Origin of the sequence: Paraburkholderia sp. Cy-641 (assembly GCF_011752945.1) — a bacterium.
In the GTDB taxonomy this organism is placed as follows: domain Bacteria; phylum Pseudomonadota; class Gammaproteobacteria; order Burkholderiales; family Burkholderiaceae; genus Paraburkholderia.
This window is the reverse complement of sequence record NZ_VWWM01000009.1, coordinates 78,707-97,821: the sequence shown is the minus strand read 5'-3', so window position 1 is coordinate 97,821 and position 19,115 is coordinate 78,707. Positions and strand designations below refer to the sequence as shown.

11 protein-coding genes are annotated in these 19,115 nt (G+C 66.2%); 8 read left to right on the top strand and 3 right to left on the bottom strand.

Features of this window, described 5'->3' with window-relative positions:
• Positions 1-88 precede the first annotated feature (88 nt).
• From F3J20_RS07420 to F3J20_RS07410, 3 genes are all read right to left on the bottom strand, one after another.
• On the bottom strand, positions 89-790 hold the full coding sequence (locus F3J20_RS07420; RefSeq protein WP_167282842.1) for an AraC family transcriptional regulator: 702 nt from the start codon (positions 788-790) through the stop codon (positions 89-91).
• A gap of 368 nt (positions 791-1,158) precedes the next feature.
• Positions 1,159-3,333, bottom strand: coding sequence for a malate synthase G (locus F3J20_RS07415; protein ID WP_167282840.1), 2,175 nt, complete (start codon positions 3,331-3,333; stop codon positions 1,159-1,161).
• Positions 3,334-3,424: 91 nt separating this feature from the next.
• The gene (locus tag F3J20_RS07410) at positions 3,425-3,829 is read right to left on the bottom strand and encodes a heme-binding protein (protein ID WP_167282838.1); all 405 of its coding nucleotides are present in this window, start codon (positions 3,827-3,829) and stop codon (positions 3,425-3,427) included.
• 382 nt (positions 3,830-4,211) lie between these two features.
• On the opposite strand from F3J20_RS07410, the gene F3J20_RS07405 reads away from it, so the two are divergent.
• From F3J20_RS07405 to F3J20_RS07370, 8 genes are all read left to right on the top strand, one after another.
• Positions 4,212-5,093: an MOSC N-terminal beta barrel domain-containing protein gene (locus F3J20_RS07405; protein ID WP_167282835.1), complete on the top strand. Its 882-nt coding sequence runs from the start codon at positions 4,212-4,214 to the stop codon at positions 5,091-5,093.
• Positions 5,094-5,608: 515 nt separating this feature from the next.
• Entirely contained in the window at positions 5,609-8,158 is a 2,550-nt protein-coding gene (gene nirB, locus F3J20_RS07400) for a nitrite reductase large subunit NirB (RefSeq protein WP_167282833.1), read from the top strand.
• A 111-nt stretch (positions 8,159-8,269) separates the two neighbouring features.
• On the top strand, positions 8,270-8,623 hold the full coding sequence (gene nirD / locus F3J20_RS07395) for a nitrite reductase small subunit NirD (RefSeq protein WP_167038178.1): 354 nt from the start codon (positions 8,270-8,272) through the stop codon (positions 8,621-8,623).
• A 14-nt stretch (positions 8,624-8,637) separates the two neighbouring features.
• Complete coding sequence (locus F3J20_RS07390) at positions 8,638-12,882, top strand: bifunctional nitrate reductase/sulfite reductase flavoprotein subunit alpha (protein WP_167282831.1); 4,245 nt, start codon at positions 8,638-8,640, stop codon at positions 12,880-12,882.
• A 161-nt stretch (positions 12,883-13,043) separates the two neighbouring features.
• Complete coding sequence (locus tag F3J20_RS07385) at positions 13,044-14,411, top strand: MFS transporter (RefSeq protein WP_167282829.1); 1,368 nt, start codon at positions 13,044-13,046, stop codon at positions 14,409-14,411.
• A gap of 143 nt (positions 14,412-14,554) precedes the next feature.
• Positions 14,555-15,016, top strand: coding sequence for an SRPBCC family protein (locus F3J20_RS07380; RefSeq protein WP_167038172.1), 462 nt, complete (start codon positions 14,555-14,557; stop codon positions 15,014-15,016).
• Positions 15,000-15,380: a metalloregulator ArsR/SmtB family transcription factor gene (locus F3J20_RS07375; protein WP_167282827.1), complete on the top strand. Its 381-nt coding sequence runs from the start codon at positions 15,000-15,002 to the stop codon at positions 15,378-15,380. Before F3J20_RS07380 ends, F3J20_RS07375 begins: the two co-directional genes overlap by 17 nt.
• Positions 15,381-15,773: 393 nt before the next feature.
• Positions 15,774-19,067 carry an autotransporter outer membrane beta-barrel domain-containing protein gene (locus F3J20_RS07370; RefSeq protein WP_167282825.1) on the top strand — a complete coding sequence of 1,098 codons (3,294 nt, stop codon included), beginning with the start codon at positions 15,774-15,776 and terminating at the stop codon, positions 19,065-19,067.
• The last annotated feature ends 48 nt before the right edge of the window (positions 19,068-19,115 follow it).

The window sequence follows — 19,115 nt, the reverse complement described above, 5'->3', positions numbered from 1 at the left end:
CTCCATAGAGACGACCGATATTGGATGTAACGCCAGATTCTGTATTGGACGGATGTGCTCAGGCCGCGACGGACTAGGACCCGCTTTTTCAATTCCCCCTTCTCAGTTCCCCCGGCGCCATGCCGTGGACCTGGCGCATCCATCGCGACAGATGGCTCTGATCGGTAAAGCCGGTCGCGGCGGCAACCTCGGAGAGAGGCTGCGCGCTGCCGCGCAGCAAGTCCACGGCATGCGTTACGCGCAGGCGCATCACGTAGCGATGCGGTGTCATGCCGGTCGCGTGCCGGAACAGCCGGGAAAAATGGAAGCGGCTACAGCCCGCCACCGCGGCGAGTTCGGCCACTCCGATCGGTTCGCCGATATGCGCATGAACATAGTCGGACAACATGTTCAATGCCCGCCGACTCAACGCGCCGTGCACGGGGACGAGCGGCGCGGCGACGTGATGCGTGGCGACATGCCGGAAGATCTGGTCCGACACGCTGCTCCAGAACAGTGGGCCGTTCGGAAGCCCCGCTGCGGTTTCCGCGAGCAGCAGGCGCGCGAGGCGCAACAGAGGGTCGTCACGGCCGTGCAGGCGCTCGACCAGGCGCGGTTCGGCGATGTCCGCCCGTAGTGCCTCCATCGCGAAGCACTCGGACGACAGGACCAGCGATACGGCATCGATATCGTCCGGTGCTTCGACGCCACAATCCGCGTTGGCGGGGCAGATGGACAGCGAACCCGCTACCGCCCGATGTTCAAGGCGGCGCCCAGCGATCGCACACCGCAGCATCGACGGTGCCGACATATGGAAGCTGATCAGATGTTCGCCGCAGTGGCCGGCAAGATGCGCGCCGCCGGCAAAACGCAGTGCCGCGACTGCCACCCCGAGGTCGCCCGGTGAGCGACCGTCGACGAGTACCGCAGGTGCCGCGCCGTCCGCCTGGATAGCGTGCAGGCCTTGTCCGTTCAGCGTTCGTTGTGCATCCAATCACCGCCTCCTGAATGAGCGAATCCGCCCGTGTCGATACACGAGCGCCGTGCATTCACATCCATGAGCAGATTCGCAAACGCGTCGAATGTAACTTGGAAATGAAAAACGGGCGCTGCATCATGCAGCGCCCGTCGACGTTTCAGCCATGCTTCTGCCGGAACCTCGTCCCGGCAGAAACGGCATCAGCCCTGTTGCTTCACCTCGAGCCGGAACTTGTGCAGCAGCGGCTCCGTGTAGCCGCTCGGCTGCTGGCGTCCCTCGAACACGAGCGCCTGCGCGGCCTTGAACGCGATCGTGTCGTAGCCCGGCGCCATCGGCTGGTAAAGCGGGTCGCCCGCGTTCTGGCCGTCGACGACCTTCGCCATGCGCCGGAACGTCTCCTCGACGAGCTCGCGCTGGATCACGCCGTGATGCAGCCAGTTGGCGATGTGCTGGCTCGAAATACGCAGCGTCGCGCGGTCTTCCATCAGGCCGACGTCGTGAATGTCCGGCACCTTCGAGCAGCCGACGCCCTGGTCGATCCAGCGCACCACGTAGCCGAGAATGCCCTGGGCGTTGTTGTCGACCTCGGCGCGGATTTCCGCGTCGCTCCACTGCGCCTTTTCGACGACCGGAATCGTCAGCAGGCCGTCGAGCAGTTCGTCGCGCACGCTCGCATAGTCGGTGCGTTCGAGTTCCTGCTGAACCGCCTGCACGTCGACCTGGTGATAGTGCAGCGCATGCAGCGCGGCGGCGGTCGGCGAGGGCACCCATGCGGTGTTCGCGCCGGCCTTCGGATGCGCGATCTTCTGTTCGAGCATCGCGTGCATGAGGTCCGGCATCGCCCACATGCCCTTGCCGATCTGCGAGCGGCCGCGCAGGCCCGCGCTCAAACCGACCAGCACGTTGCTGCGCTCGTACGCGGCGATCCACTGGCTCGACTTCATGTCGCCCTTGCGCATCATCGGGCCCGCTTCCATCGCCGTGTGCATCTCGTCGCCGGTGCGATCGAGGAAGCCCGTGTTGATGAACGCGACGCGCTCCGACGCTTCGGCGATACAGGCGAGCAGGTTCACGCTGGTGCGGCGCTCCTCGTCCATGATGCCCATCTTGATCGTGCTGCGCGGCAGCTTCAGCAGGTCTTCGACACGCGCGAACAGCTCGCTCGCGAACGCGACTTCGGCCGGGCCGTGCATCTTCGGCTTGACGATATAGATCGAGCCGGTGCGCGAATTGAGCTTGTTGTTACGGTCGTGCAGCGCGCACAGCGTCGTGATGACCGCGTCGAGAATGCCTTCCGGAATTTCGCGGCCGTCTTTCGTGAGCACGGCCGGGTTGGTCATCAAATGGCCGACGTTGCGAATGAACAGCAGCGAGCGGCCATGCAGCACGACCGGCGCGGCGCCGTTCGCGGCGACGTACACGCGGTCTTCGTTCAGGCGGCGCGTGAAGGTCTTGCCGTTCTTCGTGACCTCTTCGGTCAGGTCGCCGTTCATGAGGCCGAGCCAGTTGCGATAGAGCTGGACCTTGTCGTCGGCATCGACGGCCGCGACCGAATCTTCGCAATCGATGATCGTGCTGACCGCGGCCTCGACCACGACGTCCTTCACGTGCGCGGCATCGGTCTTGCCGATCGCGTCGTTGGCGTCGATCTGGATGTCGAAGTGCAGGCCGTTGTGCTTGAGCAGCACCGACGACGGCGCGCTTGCCTCGCCCTGATAGCCGATGAACTGCCCGGGCGTCTTCAGCGCGCTCGTGCCGTTCTTCAGCGTGACGACGAGCTGGCCGCCCTCGACGCCATAACGCGTTGCATCGGCGTGCGAGCCGTTCGCGAGCGGCGCGGCTTCGTCGAGGAACTTGCGCGCATAGGCGATCACGGCCGCGCCGCGTACCGGGTTGAAGTCCTTGCGCCTGTCGGCGCCGTTCGTCTCGGGAATCGCGTCGGTGCCGTACAGCGCGTCGTAGAGGCTGCCCCAGCGCGCGTTCGCCGCGTTCAGCGCATAGCGCTGGTTCGACAGCGGCACGACGAGTTGCGGGCCGGCCTGTTCGGCGATTTCGCTATCGACGTGGTCGGTCGTCGCTTTGACCTGGGCGGGCACCGGCACGATATAGCCGATGCTTTCGAGAAACGCGCGATACGCGCGCAGATCGCGCACCGGGCCGGGATTGGCGTGATGCCAGTTGTCGAGTTCGGTTTGCAGGCGGTCGCGCTCGGCCAGCAGAGCACGGTTTTTGGGCGCCAGCTCGTGCACGAGGGCGTCGAAACCCGACCAGAAAGCGGCGCTGTCGAGTCCGGTGCCGGGCAGGGCTTCGGTTTCGACGAACTGGTCGAGATTGGCGGCGACCTGCATTGCGCCGCGCGGGTTCATCTGGGTCATCGACTGCTCCATCAGTTTGAATGGGACCGGCGAGGGGGCACCGGTCCGGGCTTGACAAAATTGCACTACGGGATTGCTCTACGCACTCGCGTCAGACCGCGAGCGCCTGAATGCCGGCCTTCGCGATCTGCACGTCCTGCTCCGACTTGACGCCCGACACGCCGACCGAGCCGATCACCTGGCCGTCGACGATGACCGGCACGCCGCCTTCGAGCGTGCCGAGCAGCGGCGCGCTCAGAAACGCGGTGCGGCCGTTGTTGATCATGTCCTCATACACCTTGGTCTCGCGACGGCCGAGCGCCGCGGTGCGCGCTTTCTCGGTCGCGATGTAGGAGCTCGCCGGCGCGCAGCCGTCGAGACGCAGCAGCGCGAGCGGATGGCCGCCGTCGTCGGCGACCACGATGGCGACGGCCCAGCTGTTTTTCTCGGCTTCCGCGCGGGCGGCGTCGAGAATGCGGGTCGTGTCGGCCACGCTCAATACGGCTTTGCTCAGCATGATGATTGTCCTGTCTCGGTGAGGGTAGGGAAGCGTCTAACGGTTTCTTGTCCGGTGAGCGGCGCGGCGGCGGCGTTGCCGAGGCGCGCGATGAGGGCCGGGCGTGGGCCCTCGGGGGTCTCTCGGCGGCGTCGGGTCTCGATCCGGGCGCCTTCCGGCGGCCTTCCCGCGCGCGTGATGCCCGGGGATTTTACGTCCAAGCGCGCCGGGGCGATACGGCGGCTTCACTGGGCGCGAGGCAAGCCGCCGGCGCCGCGCCCGACAACCCCGGTCTCCCGCACACGACGCACACCGGCTTCGGCGCTACTGGAAGCCCGCATGCGCGGCGTCTTACAATCGCCTCTCGACCTTAAAAACGCGCTTTTCACGCGCCGTACCGATCATGCCGACCATCCGCGAACTGTTTGTTTATCCGATCAAATCCTGCGCGGGCATTGCGCTCGACGCGGCGCGGCTGTTCGCGACGGGCCTCGAATACGACCGCGGCTGGATGGTCACCGACCCGCACGGCGCGATGCTCACGCAGCGCGCGTATCCGCGCATGGCGCTGATTCGCGTCGAGATCGGCGCGCAGGAACTGATTATTCGCACGCCCGGCATGAGCGAGTTGCGCACGCCGCTCGATGCCGCGCGGCTTGGCGCCGCGCCGAAGGTCGAGACCGTGGTGTGGCGCGATGCGGTCTACGGCCTCGACACCGGTGCGCAAACCGCCGCGTGGTTTACGGCCTTTCTGGGGCAGCCCGCGCGGCTCCTGCGCTTCGATCCGGCGCGCGAGCGCAGCGTCGATGGCGATTACACCGCGAGCGTCGGCGGCGCCACGACCTTGTTCGCCGATGGCTTTCCGCTGCTGGTGGTCGGCCAGGCCTCGCTCGACGACCTCAATGCGCGCCTGAACGGCAAGGGCGCGCCGTCGATCGGGATCGACCGTTTTCGGCCCAACATCGTGCTCGACGGACTCGACGCCTACGAGGAGGACTATGTGGAGACGCTAAGCGCCGAGGCGCAGGCGCACGGCGAAGCGGGCGTCGAGTTGCGGCTCGTCAAGCTATGCACGCGCTGCCCGATGCCGACCATCGATCAGGCGCGCGGCGCGCCCGATCCCGACTGGCCGAACGAGCCGACCGATACGATGCTCGGCTATCGCGGCAGCGCGCGCTTCGACGGCGCGGTCACGTTCGGCAACAATGCGCTCGTCGCGAGCGGCAGCGGCGCATGGCTGCGGGTCGGGCAGCGGATCGAGGCGGAGTTGGGGTTTGGCGATTGAGCGGTGCGATCAGCGTTGCCCGGTTGAACCCGTGCGGGATGGCTAGGTGTTTCTAACTGCATGTGCATGTGCATGTGCATGTGCATGTGCATGTGCATGTGCATGTGCATGTGCATGTGCATGTGCGGTCGCTGCCGCTGCTGTTGACTGCATGAGCGTGGCGTCAATGCATGCCCCATCGAGCAGCCGGTAGGTCGCCCGCTACTTTTCCCCACTGCGTCACCGATCCGCATCACAACGAGATTGCCGGGCTGCCGAAGCCCGTGCTCGCTCCCGGAACTCGCCCTGACTCCCCCCGCATGCAGGCTCGTATCGCGCACGCGCACAGTGCTGCGTCGCACCATCGCTGTGCTTTGCCGCCTCGGAACGCATCGCCTCAGCACATTCTTCCGGACACGCCCGATCCGGCGCAAAGTCCCACCGCACGGTGCTCAAACGCACCTTGAGCGCAGGTTTCGCGCGATTGGCACAGTCTTTGCATTAAGCCTCGCCAGCTACCCAAGGACATCGCGCTCATGAAAATCATCGTTATCGGTCACGGGATGGTCGGCCACAAGCTGGTCGAATGCCTCGCGCGGGACGGCGCGCACGGCCTCGATATCACGGTGCTCGGCGAGGAATCGCGGGCGGCCTACGATCGCGTGCATCTGTCCGAATTCTTCGCGGGCAAGACCGCCGACGATCTCTCGCTCGTCGAGCCCGGTTTCTTCGAGCGCCACGGCATCCGCCTGAAGCTCGACGCGCAAGTCGTCGCGGTCGATCGCGACGCGCGCACGGTGACGATCGCCGGTGGCGAAACGCTGCCCTACGACCGGCTCGTGTTCGCCACGGGCTCGTATCCGTTCGTGCCGCCGGTGCCGGGCCGCGAGCGCGCCGATTGCTTCGTCTACCGAACCATCGACGATCTCGAAGCGATGCGCGAATGCGGTGCGCGCGCAAAGACGGGCACCGTGATCGGTGGCGGGCTGCTCGGTCTCGAATGCGCGAAGGCACTGCGCGACATGGGCCTGCAAACGCATGTGGTCGAATTCGCGCCGCGTCTGATGGCGGTGCAGGTGGACGACGGCGGCGGGCGCGTATTGCGCAGCCGGATCGAAGACCTCGGCGTGACCGTGCACACGCAGAAGAACACCACGGCGATCGTCGACGGCGAAGCGGGCACGCATCGCATGCAGTTCGCGGACGGCAGCCATCTCGACACCGACATGATCGTGTTTTCCGCGGGCATCCGTCCGCGCGACGATCTCGCGCGTGCCTGCGGGCTCGAACTCGGCGCGCGCGGCGGCATCGCGATCGACGATACCTGCCGCACGAGCGATCCGCACGTCTATGCGATCGGCGAATGCGCGCTGTGGAACGGCCAGGTGTTCGGGCTCGTCGCGCCCGGCTACGAGATGGCGCGCGTGGTCGCGAAGCAACTGCTCGGCACGGCCGCCGCCTTTGCGGGCGCCGATATGAGTACCAAACTGAAGCTGATGGGCATCGACGTCGCGAGCATCGGCGACGCGCACGGCAATACGCCGGACAGCCGCACCTGGCAGTTCAGCGACGAACGCAAACAGATCTACAAGAAGCTCGTCGTGTCCGGCTGCGGCAAGCATCTGCTCGGCGCGGTGATGGTCGGCGACGCGAGCGAATACGGCACGCTCCTGCAGATGATGCTGAACCGCATCGAGCTGCCTGACGCGCCCGAATTCCTGATCCTGCCGCAAGCGGACGGCAACGCGAAACCGGCACTCGGCGTCGAGGCCTTGCCGGCCGCCGCGCAAATCTGTTCGTGCAACAACGTCTCGAAGGGCGCGTTGTGCGCGGCCGTTTGCGCGGGCGCGGCCGATATCGGCGCGTTGAAGAGCGCGACCGGCGCGGGCACGTCGTGCGGCGGCTGCGTGCCGCTCGTTACGCAGGTGATGAAAGCCGAGATGAAGAAGCAGGGGCTCGCGGTCAACAACCACCTCTGCGAACACTTTCCGTATTCGCGCCAGGAGCTCTATCACCTCGTGCGCGTCGAGGGTCTGCGCAGTTTCGGCGCGCTGCTTGCGAAGCACGGTCACGGGCTCGGCTGCGATATCTGCAAGCCGGTCGTCGCGAGCATTCTCGCGTCGTGCTGGAACGAATTCGTGCTGAAGAAGGAGCACGCGTCGCTACAGGACACCAACGACTACTACCTCGCCAACATCCAGCGCGACGGCACCTATTCGGTCGTGCCGCGCATGGCGGGCGGCGAAGTAACGCCTGACGGCCTGATCGCGGTCGCCCAGGTCGCGAAGAAATACGGCCTCTATACGAAGATCACCGGTGGCCAGCGCGTCGATCTGTTCGGCGCGCGCGTCGAGCAGTTGCCGTCGATCTGGGAAGAGCTGATCGCGGCCGGTTTCGAATCGGGCCATGCGTACGGCAAGTCGCTGCGCACCGTGAAGTCGTGCGTCGGTTCGACGTGGTGCCGCTATGGCGTCGGCGATTCGGTCGGCCTCGCGGTCGAACTCGAGAATCGCTACAAGGGACTGCGCGCGCCGCACAAGATCAAGTTCGGCGTCTCGGGCTGCACGCGCGAATGCGCAGAAGCGCAGGGCAAGGACGTCGGCGTGATCGCGACCGAGAAGGGCTGGAATCTCTATGTGTGCGGCAACGGCGGCATGAAACCGCGCCACGCGGAACTGCTCGCGGCGGACCTCGATCACGCGACGCTCGTGCGCTATATCGACCGCTTCCTGATGTTCTACGTGCGCACCGCCGACCGTCTGCAACGCACGAGCGTGTGGCGCGACAACCTCGAAGGCGGGCTCGACTATCTGATCGACGTGATCGTCAACGATCGCCTCGGTGTCGCCGCCGAACTCGAAGCGGAGATGCAGCACGTGATCGACACCTACGAATGCGAATGGAAGAAGGCTGTCACCGATCCCGAGACGCGCAAGCGCTTTCGCCATTTCGTCAACAGCAGCGAAGCCGACGGCCATGTCGCGTTCGTCGAGCAACGCGGCCAGATCCGGCCGGCGACGCAAGCCGAGCGGCAGACGCGGCTCGGCGAGAGGCCGGTTATTCCGGTGGTTGCCGAGACGGTTTGACGGCGCCGCTGCTGCTGTTCCGTTGTTATTCCGCTGTTTGTCTACTGTTCGCCCGCTGTTCTCCCGTAGCTTTCCCGCTTGTTCGACGATCTTTCAACGAGGACCCGAGCCATGAAAAACGACTGTTTGCCGCGCCCCTGGACCGCGATCTGCCCACTCGACGACATCGTGCCGAACACCGGCGTCTGCGCCCTGGTGAACGGCGCCCAGGTCGCGGTTTTTCACGTGGACGACGGCGCGGACGACAGCACCGTCTACGCGATCGATAACTTCGATCCGGGTTCGCATGCGGCGGTGCTGTCGCGCGGGCTGGTCGGCAGTGTCGGCGAGCGCATCGTCGTGGCGTCGCCGATCTACAAGCACCACTTCGATCTGCGCACGGGCGAGTGCATCGAGACGCCGTCGTATTCGGTCAGCGCCTTCGCCGCGCGCGTCGAAAACGGCCAGGTGTGGGTCGCGGTTTGACGCGGAATTCGCGCATGTCCGCCACCAACGTAAAAACCGTGTGTCCGTATTGCGGCGTCGGCTGCGGCATGGTGCTGCACGTCGAGGACGGCCAGGTCGTGAAGATCTCCGGCGACCGCGAGCATCCGGCCAACTTCGGCCGGCTCTGTACGAAAGGGCAGTCGGCGCACATCGCGCTGCGTCAATCGGGCCGCCTCGAAGGCGCGTTCGTGCGCCGCGCGCGCGGCGAAGACCCAGTGCCGTTGCCGATGGCGCAGGCGCTCAGCAGCACCGCGGCGCGCTTGCGTCGCCTGCTCGACGAACACGGTCCCGACGCATTGTCGTTTTACGTGTCGGGACAGATGTCGCTCGAAGCGCAGTACCTCGTCAACAAGCTCGCGAAGGGCTTTATCGGCACCAACAACATCGAGTCGAACTCGCGTTTGTGCATGGCGAGCGCGAGTAGCGGCTACAAGCTGTCGCTCGGCGCGGACGGGCCGCCCGGTTCGTACGACGACATCGATCACGCGGACCTGTTCTTCGTGAGCGGCGCGAATATGGCCGACTGTCACCCGATTCTGTTTCTGCGCATGATGGATCGCGTGAAGGCGGGCGCGAAGCTGATCGTCGTCGATCCGCGCCGCAACGCGACCGCCGAGAAAGCCGATCTGTTTCTGCGGATCAAGCCCGGCACCGATCTCGCGCTGCTCAACGGCCTGCTGCATCTGCTGCACGAAAACGGCGCGACCGATGCCGCGTTTATCGACGCCTTCACCGAAGGCTGGGACGCGATGCCCGCGTTTCTCGCCGACTACACGCCGGAGTACGTTGCGCGCATCACGGGCCTCGCGGCCGACGACATCCGCCGTGCGGCGCAGATGATCGGCGCGGCGCAAGAGTGGATGAGCTGCTGGACCATGGGCCTCAATCAGAGCACGCACGGCACCTGGCACACGAACGCGATCTGCAATCTGCATCTGGCGACCGGGCGCATCTGCCGGCGCGGCAGCGGACCGTTCTCGCTGACGGGGCAGCCGAATGCGATGGGCGGCCGCGAAATGGGCTACATGGGGCCCGGTTTGCCGGGGCAGCGCTCGGCGCTCGTCGCGCAGGACCGCGCGTTTGTCGAAGACCTCTGGGACATTGCGCCGGGCACGCTGAAACCCGACGCGGGCACGGGCACGATCGACCTGTTCGCGCGAATGGCGGCGGGCGAGATCAAGGCGTGCTGGATCATCTGCACGAATCCGGTGGCGAGTCTCGCGAACCGGCAGAACGCAATCGCCGGTCTGCGTGCGGCCGAACTCGTGATCGCGCAGGACGCGTTCCTCGACACCGAGACCAACCGTTACGCGGACGTGCTGCTGCCCGGCGCGCTGTGGGCCGAGGCCGAAGGCGTGATGATCAATTCCGAGCGCAATCTGACGCTGATGCAGAAGGCGCTCGAACCGCCGGGCGCGGCCTTGCCCGACTGGCAGATCATCGCGCGCGTCGCCTGCGAAATGGGCTTTGCCGATGCGTTCACCTATGCGAGCGCCGACGCAGTATTCGACGAGATCGCGCGCGCGTCGAATCCGGCAACCGGCTACGACCTGCGCGGCGCGAGCCATCGCCGCCTGAAGGACACGCCGCTGCAGTGGCCGCTGGCTTCCGCAGATTCGGACTCGCGCAATCCGGTTCGTTATCTGAACGACGGTGTGAGCCAAACGTTGCGGCTCGCCGCCGATGGCACCTATCCACGTCTCGCGTTTCCGACCGCGAGCGGCAAGGCGAAGTTTTTCGCGCGGACCTATGCGCCCCCGGCCGAATTGCCGGACCACGCATTCCCGATCGTCCTCAACACGGGCCGCGTGCAGCATCAATGGCACACGCTGACGAAGACCGGCAAGGTGGCGATGCTCAACAAGCTGAACCCGGGTCCGTTCGTCGAGATTCATCCCGACGACGCGGCCGCGCTCGGCATTCGCGCGAAAGACCCGGTCGAGATCCGTTCGCGCCGGGGCCGCGCGGTCCTGCCGGCCGTCGTGACCGAGCGCGTCAGCGCGGGCCAGTGCTTCGCGCCGATGCACTGGAACGACGTATTCGGCGACGACCTCTGCATCAACGCGGTCACGAACGATGCGACCGACCCGATTTCTCAGCAACCCGAACTGAAATGCTGCGCGGTGGCGTTGAGTCCGGTGACGGTTCCGGTCAGCGCCGATGACGTTGCGGACGCATTCGAGCGCCGCGCCGAGGCCGTTACTAAGACTTCTGCCGATGCCTCTGCCGAAGCCTGTGCGGATGCACACACAGCAACGCCGACCGCCAGCGCCAAGGACCTACCCATGCCCCGTATCGAAGCCCTCACGAGCCTGCTGCAACTGCGGCCCGAGCCGGCGCCGTCGCTCAGCGAGGCCGAGCATGCGTATCTGGCCGGCTTCGTGAGCGGCTTGCGTTCGGCCGAAGCGCAGGGCATCGAGAGCGTGCCGGTGCTGCCGGGCAGCGCGCCGTTCGACAGCGCGAAGCGATGTTACGTCGACGGTTTGCTCGCCGGTCTTTATAGCCGCAGCATGACGAACACCGCTTCGTCCGCGGCATTGACCGGCAGCGCACCGGCGACGCGGGGCGCGGAACCGCGCGAAGCCGGCGCGCCCAATATACGGATCGTCCGCGCGCGTCCGAAGGTCACCTTGCTGTGGGCCTCGCAAACCGGCAACACCGAATCGCTGACCGAGCGCTACGCGACGCGTCTGATGGAATCAGGCTTCGAAATCCGCACCGCGTGCATGGCGGACTATCCGTTCGCGACGCTCGCGAAGGCGCAATACGTGCTGCTGATGACAAGCACATTCGGCGACGGCGACGCGCCCGACAACGCCCAGGACTTCTGGACGCAGTTGCAGGCCGACACGGCTCCCAAGCTCGATGGCGTACGCTTCGCGGTGCTCGCGCTTGGAGACCGCAACTACGACCCGTTCTGCGGCCACGGCCGCCGGCTCGACGAAAGGCTCGCCGCGCAGGGCGCGCTGCGTCTCGCCGCGCGCGTCGATTGCGATACCGACTACCAGGAGGTGGCCGATGCGTGGCTCGAACGCGTGATCGCGCGCATCAAGGAAGAAGACGCGGCGCTGCATGCGGTGCCGCCGGGCGGCATGATCAACGCGGTGGTGCCGGGCATCGTGCCGACGAAAGCGCGGCCGGCCGCCTCGCGCCTCGTCGGCAATCTGCGCCTGAACCGGCAGGGCGCCGCGAAGGACACGCGCTACGTGTCGCTGCATACCGCCGAGGCGAACCTCGAATACGAAGCCGGCGATGCGCTCGGCGTGTGGCCGAGCAACTGCCCCGAGCTCGTCGACGAACTGCTGACGCTGAGCGGCCTGCCGCGGGAAGCGCCGGTACAGGTCGCGGGGCTCGGCGAGATGCGGCTCGCCGATGCGCTCGCGAGGCACTACGAGATCGCGCGGCCGAGCCCGGAAGCGCTTGCGTTTGTCGCCGCGCGCAGCCGCGACGGCGCGCTGCGCGATCTGCTCACGCCCGCGCGCAAGGCCGATCTCAAGCAATGGCTATGGGGACAGCAGCTTGCCGACGTGCTGCACGAGTTTCCGGTGAGCCTCACGGCAACCGAACTCACGAGCGTGCTCAAACGCCTGCAGCCGCGGCTCTATTCGATCGCGTCGAGTCCGAAAGCGCATCCGGGCGAAGTGCATCTGACCGTTTCGGCGGTGCGCTACAGCAATGGGCGGCGGCATCGTAAAGGCGTGTCGTCGACGTTTCTCGCGGACCGCGCCGACGAGACCGACGTGCCTGTTTTCGTGCAGACATCCGCGCATTTCCGGCCGCCTCGCGAGGCCGGCACGCCGGCGATCATGGTCGGCCCCGGCACCGGCATCGCACCGTTTCGCGGCTTTCTGCACGAGCGGCGCGCACGCGGCGACCGGGGTCGCAACTGGCTGTTTTTCGGCGAGCAGCATGCCGCAAGCGATTTCTACTATCGCGACGAACTCGAAGCGATGCGCGCGAGCGGCCTGCTGACGCAACTCGACGTCGCCTTCTCGCGCGATCAGGCCGACAAGGTCTACGTGCAGGACCGCATGCGCGAGCACGGTGCGCAACTGTGGGCATGGCTCGAAGACGGTGCGCATTTCTACGTGTGCGGCGACGCGAACCGGATGGCGCGCGACGTCGACGCGGCGCTCAAGGACGTGATCGCGACGCACGGCGGCATGAGCGAGGAGAGGGCGCTCGAATACGTGAGCCGCCTCACGCGTGAAAAGCGTTACGCCCGCGACGTGTATTGATCGCGCTGCGCCATGAAGCGTGACGCAAGCGCGCCGGCACACATGGCATGAGGCTTGCATATTCATGCGCGACGGCGGAATGAGCAGCTCGCGCATATCGACGCGCGCTGCAACGAATCCGATCGTTCGACGACAGGCAATCAGTTTGATAAGGATCTCTGATGAACAACGTGATGAACTCTCTTAAAAGCGGAGACTGGCGCGCACTCGTTGCCTGCTTCCTGTATTTCGACACCGGCTTTACCGTCTGGGTACTCTATGGACCGCTCGCGCCGTTCATCAGCAAAAGCATCGCGATGACGCCCGCGCAACAGGGCCTGCTCGTCGCGGTGCCGGTGCTCTCGGCGGCGATTCTGCGCGTGACGCTCGGCAATCTCTATCAGTCCGCGCATGGCAAGCGCATTGCGCTGATGGGCGTGCTGCTCTCGGCCGTGCCGACGCTCGTGCTGCCGTCGTTGCAAACGGTGCCGTCGTACGAGATGCTGCTCGTGCTCGGCGTGTTCCTCGGCGTCGGCGGGGCGAGCTTCGCGGTGGCGTTGCCGATGGCCGGCAGCAACTATCCGCCGAAAGTGCAGGGGCTCGTCCTGGGACTCGCGGCGGCCGGCAATATCGGCGCGGTGCTCGACGGCTTCCTGTTTCCGCAACTCGCGACGCGCTACGGCTGGCAGATGGCCGCCGGCGGTGCCTTGCCGCTGCTCGCGATCGCCGCGATCACGCTGTATTTCTGGGCCAACGACGCGGGCGTCAAGAGCGGCAGCGTGCTGCGCGCGTTCGGCAGCTTCGCGGCGACGCTCGTCGGCCTGATCGTGCTCGTGCTGTTCGTCGAAGCGGGGCTGTTCGGCGCCGGCAAGAGCGGCGTGCTGCTGTTGCCGGTGATCGGCGCCTTGCTCGCGATCGCGGTGCTGCCGAAGCGCTATCGCTCGGTGCTCGGCGAGCGCGATACGTGGGTCATCATGCTTGTCTACAGCATCACGTTCGGCGGCTTCGTCGGCATGTCTTCGTATGTGTCGCTGCTGCTGACGAGCCTCTATCAGCTGAGCAAGATCGACGCGGGTCTGTTCATGGCGCTGCTCGCCGCGACCGGCGCGATGGTGCGTCCGCTTGGCGGACTGATCGCCGATCGCGTGTCCGGCGTGCGCGCGCTGACCGTGCTGCTCGCGATCATCGCCGTGTGCGACTTCGTGTTCGCCGCCGCGATGCCGTCGCTCGCCGGCGGCATCGCGCTGCTGCTGTGCCTGTACGTCGCTTTCGGGCTCGGCAACGGCGCGACGTTCCAGCTCGTGCCGCATCGCTGGGCGGGCCGCACGGGCCTGATGTCGGGCATCGTCGGCGCGGCGGGCGGTATCGGCGGCTTCTATCTGCCGGTCGTGATGGGTATCGCCAAGGAAAGCACGGGCAGCTATCAGATGGGCTTCGCGACATTCGGCGCGCTGGCCGCCTGTGCGTTCCTCGCGATCGTCGCGCTGCGCCGGCCGTGGATGGCCTGGTCGATGCACACGGGCGTCATGCACGCGCACGTCGCCGAATAACGCGCCGAGAAATGTGCCGAGAAACGTGCGCCGGGAAAGGGCCTGCTCCGATGCAGACTCTCATGGCGATGCCTCAAAAAAAGCGCAGCCAAACACTTGCATATCGCGGGTCGTGTTTCTAATATGCAGTCAGGAGGCTGCATATGAACTCATCGACCGATCGCATCGAAAAACAGATTCTGCTGAATGCGCCGCGCTCGCGCGTTTGGCGCGCGCTCTCGAACGCCGAGGAATTCGGCCAATGGTTTGGCGTGAATCTGACCGGCAAGCAGTTCGTCGCCGGACAATCCGTGCAAGGGCACATCACCTATCCGGGCTACGAGTATCTCGTCATGGACGTGTTCGTCGAACGCGTCGAGCCCGAGCATCATCTGTCGTGGCGCTGGCATCCGGCCGCGGTCGATATGGCCGTCGACTACACCCCCGAGCCGACCACGCTGGTCGAATTCGATCTGAGCGAGGTCGGCTCCGGCACGCTGCTGCGCGTCGTCGAATCGGGCTTCGATCGATTGCCGCTCGCGCGTCGCGAGGCAGCGTTCCGTCTGAACGACGGCGGTTGGACGCAGCAGATGGGCAATATCGAACGACATGTCGCCCAAGGCTAAGGCCACGCCGGCGCGATCGGGCCTCGATAGACCGGGCCTCAAGGCCGCGACGCTGCGCAACTGCGCGCCGGTGTTCGCGGCGCTCGGCGACGAAACGCGTCTGCGTTTGCTCGCCGCCCTGTGCGCGGGCAGCGCGATGTCGATTGCGCAACTGACGGCCGGCACCGAGATCACACGGCAGTCGGTCACGCAGCATCTGCAGGTGCTGGCCGACGCGGGCCTCGTGCGCGACGTGAAGGTAGGGCGCGAGCGCCTGTGGGCGTTCGAGTCCGCGCATCTCGATGCGGCGCGGCGCGCGCTCGACGCGATTTCGCAGCAATGGGATCAGGCGCTGCTGAAGCTGAAGGCCGCCGTGGAACCGTGAATGGCGCGGCGGATTAAAGGGCGACGAATGTTGAATTCGCCTTTTAGATTCGGGTTCTAAAACGGGATTTTCAATCGAAATACAACAGCCCGTGAACGACGCCACATGCGCCCCGGATTTTTTAAGGGGTCAAGACGCAACGACAACCCGGACACGGCCCGCTCACGCCCCAACCACCGAGCCCCGCCGGATCGGCCGCGCCAGCGGTTTTCAAACAGTCCCGCCGAACGCCACCGGCTCCGAGGCATCGAGCTAGCAGATTGGCGAGCCAAAAAAAAGAGACAAATTTGCAACGGTGAAATATTTTACGAATAATCCGTTACGCATCCTGCGATCTTGTAAGTGGATGCTATAAACCGGAAGCCAAAATATTCAACTTCAGGGACAAGAAGAATGAAACGCAACGTGTGGAGTGCGGGACTGTGGGGTGGCGCGTTCCTGGCCGGCGGCATGCCGGTCTACGCGTGGGCGGCGTGCTCGCCGCCCAACACGTCGCCGTCGAGCAATGCGACCATCGCCTGTAGCGGCGCGAGCGTGCCGTCCGTCGTGGCGATGACGGGCAGCACCAATGTCACGATCAATCTCGATAGCACCGCGAGCGGCAGCTATGTGCTCTCCAGCACGGCCACGCCGTTTTCCGTCGATACGTCGAGTTCGATCACCAATAACGGCAATCTTTCGCTGTCGGGTAACGGCACGGGCGTCGCGAATCGCGGCGCGATGCTGATCGGCATGAGCAGCGGCAATACCATTACCAACGGCGCGAGCGGCGTCATTTCGACCACGGGCGCGTACAACGACGGCATCGCCGCGAACGGCGACAACAACACGCTCGTCAACAACGGCACGATTACCACGAGCGGCGCGAACTCGTACGGCATGACGGCCGCGTGGGGGCAAAGCAATACCGGCGCGTCGGGCAATACGCTCATCAATACCGGCTCGGTGACGACCTCGGGCAGCAACGCGCGCGCGGCGTCATTGCTCGGCGGCAGCGGCACCATCAACAACAGCGGCACGCTGACGGCCTCGGGCAGGGACAGCACTTCGGTCTACATGCAGGGCAACAACGATACGCTCGTCAACAGCGGCACGATTCGGACCACCGGCACGGCATCGAGCAGCGGCAACGTCGACGCGGTGGTGTCGAACACGATCGGCAGCTCGTTTACGGCCACCATCACGAACGAGGCGGGCGGCCAGATCATCAGCGACAACGGTATCGGCGTGCGCTCGACCAACGGCAATACGACGATCACCAACGCGGGCCTGATTCAGGGCGGCGGCGGCACGGCCATCAAGAACGGCAACGGCAACGACTCGCTGATCCTGCAAACGGGCTCGCAGATCATCGGCACGGCCGATGGCGGCGGCGGCGCCAATACCGTGCAGCTGCAAGGCAGCGGTACCGCGTCGAACGCGTTCGTGAACTACCAGAGCCTGACGATGGCGGGCACCGACTGGACGTGGGCCGGCACCGGCACGTTCGCGACCGCGCTCGTGCAGAGCGGCACGCTGAACCTGACCGGCACGCTCGGCACGACGACCGCCACGGTCGTCGCGACCGTCGATAGCGGCGCGACCTTGCAGGCGAATGCGGCGAACCTGCCGCTCTCGGTGACCGACAACGGGCTCGTGCGCTTCCAGCAGGACAGCGGCGGCACCTACACCGGGCTCATCTCCGGGACGGGGGCGGTCGAGAAAACCGGCGCGGGCACGCTGACGCTCGCACCCGCCGCGGCGGGCGGCAACACCTACTCGGGCGGCACGACGATCACTCAGGGCACGCTCTCCGTCGCGGCCGACAATGCACTGGGCGCAGCAACGGGCGCGCTGACGCTCAACGGCGGCACGCTGCAACTCGGCGCCAGCTTCGATCCAGCGGCCAGCCGCGCGCTGTCCATCACCGCGAACAACGGCACGATCGACACCCAGGGGTTCCAGTCCACGATCGCGCAGAACATCACGGGCGCGGGCTCGCTGACGAAGCTCGGCACCGGCACGCTCACGCTCAATGGCGCCGCCAACAGCTACGCAGGCGGCACCCAGGTCGACGCGGGCACGCTGGTCGTGGGAGACGCGGGCAATGCGGCCGCGCTGCTGTCGGGCGGCGGGCCGGTCGCAGTCGCGGCGGGCGCGACGCTCGGCGGCTATGGCGGCGTGAACGGCAACGTCACGAACAACGGCACGATCGCGGTGGCGAATGCAATCACCAGTCTCGCGAGCGGCCCCGTCGGCAATTTCCAGATCAACGGCAATCTCACCAATGCGGGGCTCGTGCGGCTCGGCGGCAGCGGCGTGGGCAATACGCTGACCGTGGCGGGCAACTATGTCGGCCAGAACGGGGCGATCGCACTGAACACCTATCTGGCGGGCGACGGCGCGCCCTCGGACCGGCTCGTCATCAGCGGCGGCACGGCAAGCGGCGCGAGCACGCTGAACGTGACGAACGTCGGCGGCCCGGGCGGCGAGACGCTCGCCAACGGCATCGAGGTCGTGCAGGCCGCGAACGGCGCGACCACCGGCGCGAACGTGTTCTCGCTCGCGGGCGGGACCGTCAAGGCGGGGGCCTACGAGTACTACCTCGCGAGAGGCGGGGTCAGCGCCGGCACGGGCGACAACTGGTATCTGCGCAATACGATTCCGGAAGCCACCCAGCCGCCGATCACCACGGCGCCGGGCACGCCGGAGTCGATCGTCGACGAGGTCGACAAGGCCGAAGAGGGCACGCCGGTCTACCGCACCGAGGTGCCGCTTTATACGGAAGCGCCGAGCGTGGCACGTCAATTGGGTCTCCTGCAGATCGACACCTTCCACGACCGCCAGGGCGAGCAGGGCCTGCTGACCGAAAACGGCCGCGTTCCCGCTGCATGGGCGCGCGCGTGGGGGGCGTACAGCAATATCGCGCAGGGCGGCACTGTGAAGCCCTCGTTCGACGGCTCGGTGTGGGGCATGCAGGTCGGCCAGGACCTCTACGCGGACACCCGCGCGGACGGCTCGCGCAATCACTATGGCTTCTTCCTCGGCTTCGCGCGCGCGGTGGGCAGCGTGAACGGCCTCGCGCTGGAGCAGTACGACTACGATGCCGGCTCGCTGCAGGTCAATTCGTACAACCTCGGCGCCTACTGGACGCACATCGGCGCGGGCGGCTGGTACACCGATGCGGTCGCGATGGGCAGCGCGCTTACGGTACGCACCCATTCGACCGACGGCATCGGCGGCTCGACCGACGGCAACGCGTTTACGGGTTCGCTCGAAGCGGGCTTGCCGATCGCGCTGGCGCAAGGCGTGACGCTGGAGCCGCAGGCGCAGCTGGTGTGGCAATGGCTCGGGCTGAGCCGGTTCAACGACGGCGTCTCGGACGTGAACTGGAATAACGGCAACACCTTCCTCGGCCGCCTCGGCGCGCGCCTGCAATGGGCATTCGACGCGAACGGCGTCAACTGGAAGCCGTATCTGCGCATGAACGTGCTGCGCTCGTTCGGCGCCGACGACAAGACCACCTTCGGCGGCGTGACGACGCTGGGTACGCCGGTGGGGCAGACCATGGGGCAGGTCGGCGTGGGCGTCGTCGCGCAACTGACGAAGCGCGGCAGCGTATTCGTGACCGCGAGCTATCTGACCAACCTCGGTGGCGAGCATCAGCGCGTGATCGGCGGCGACGCCGGCGTGCGCTGGGCGTGGTGAGCATGCGTGAACATGCGTGAGCGAGCATGAAGGGGCCTCTTGAGGGGA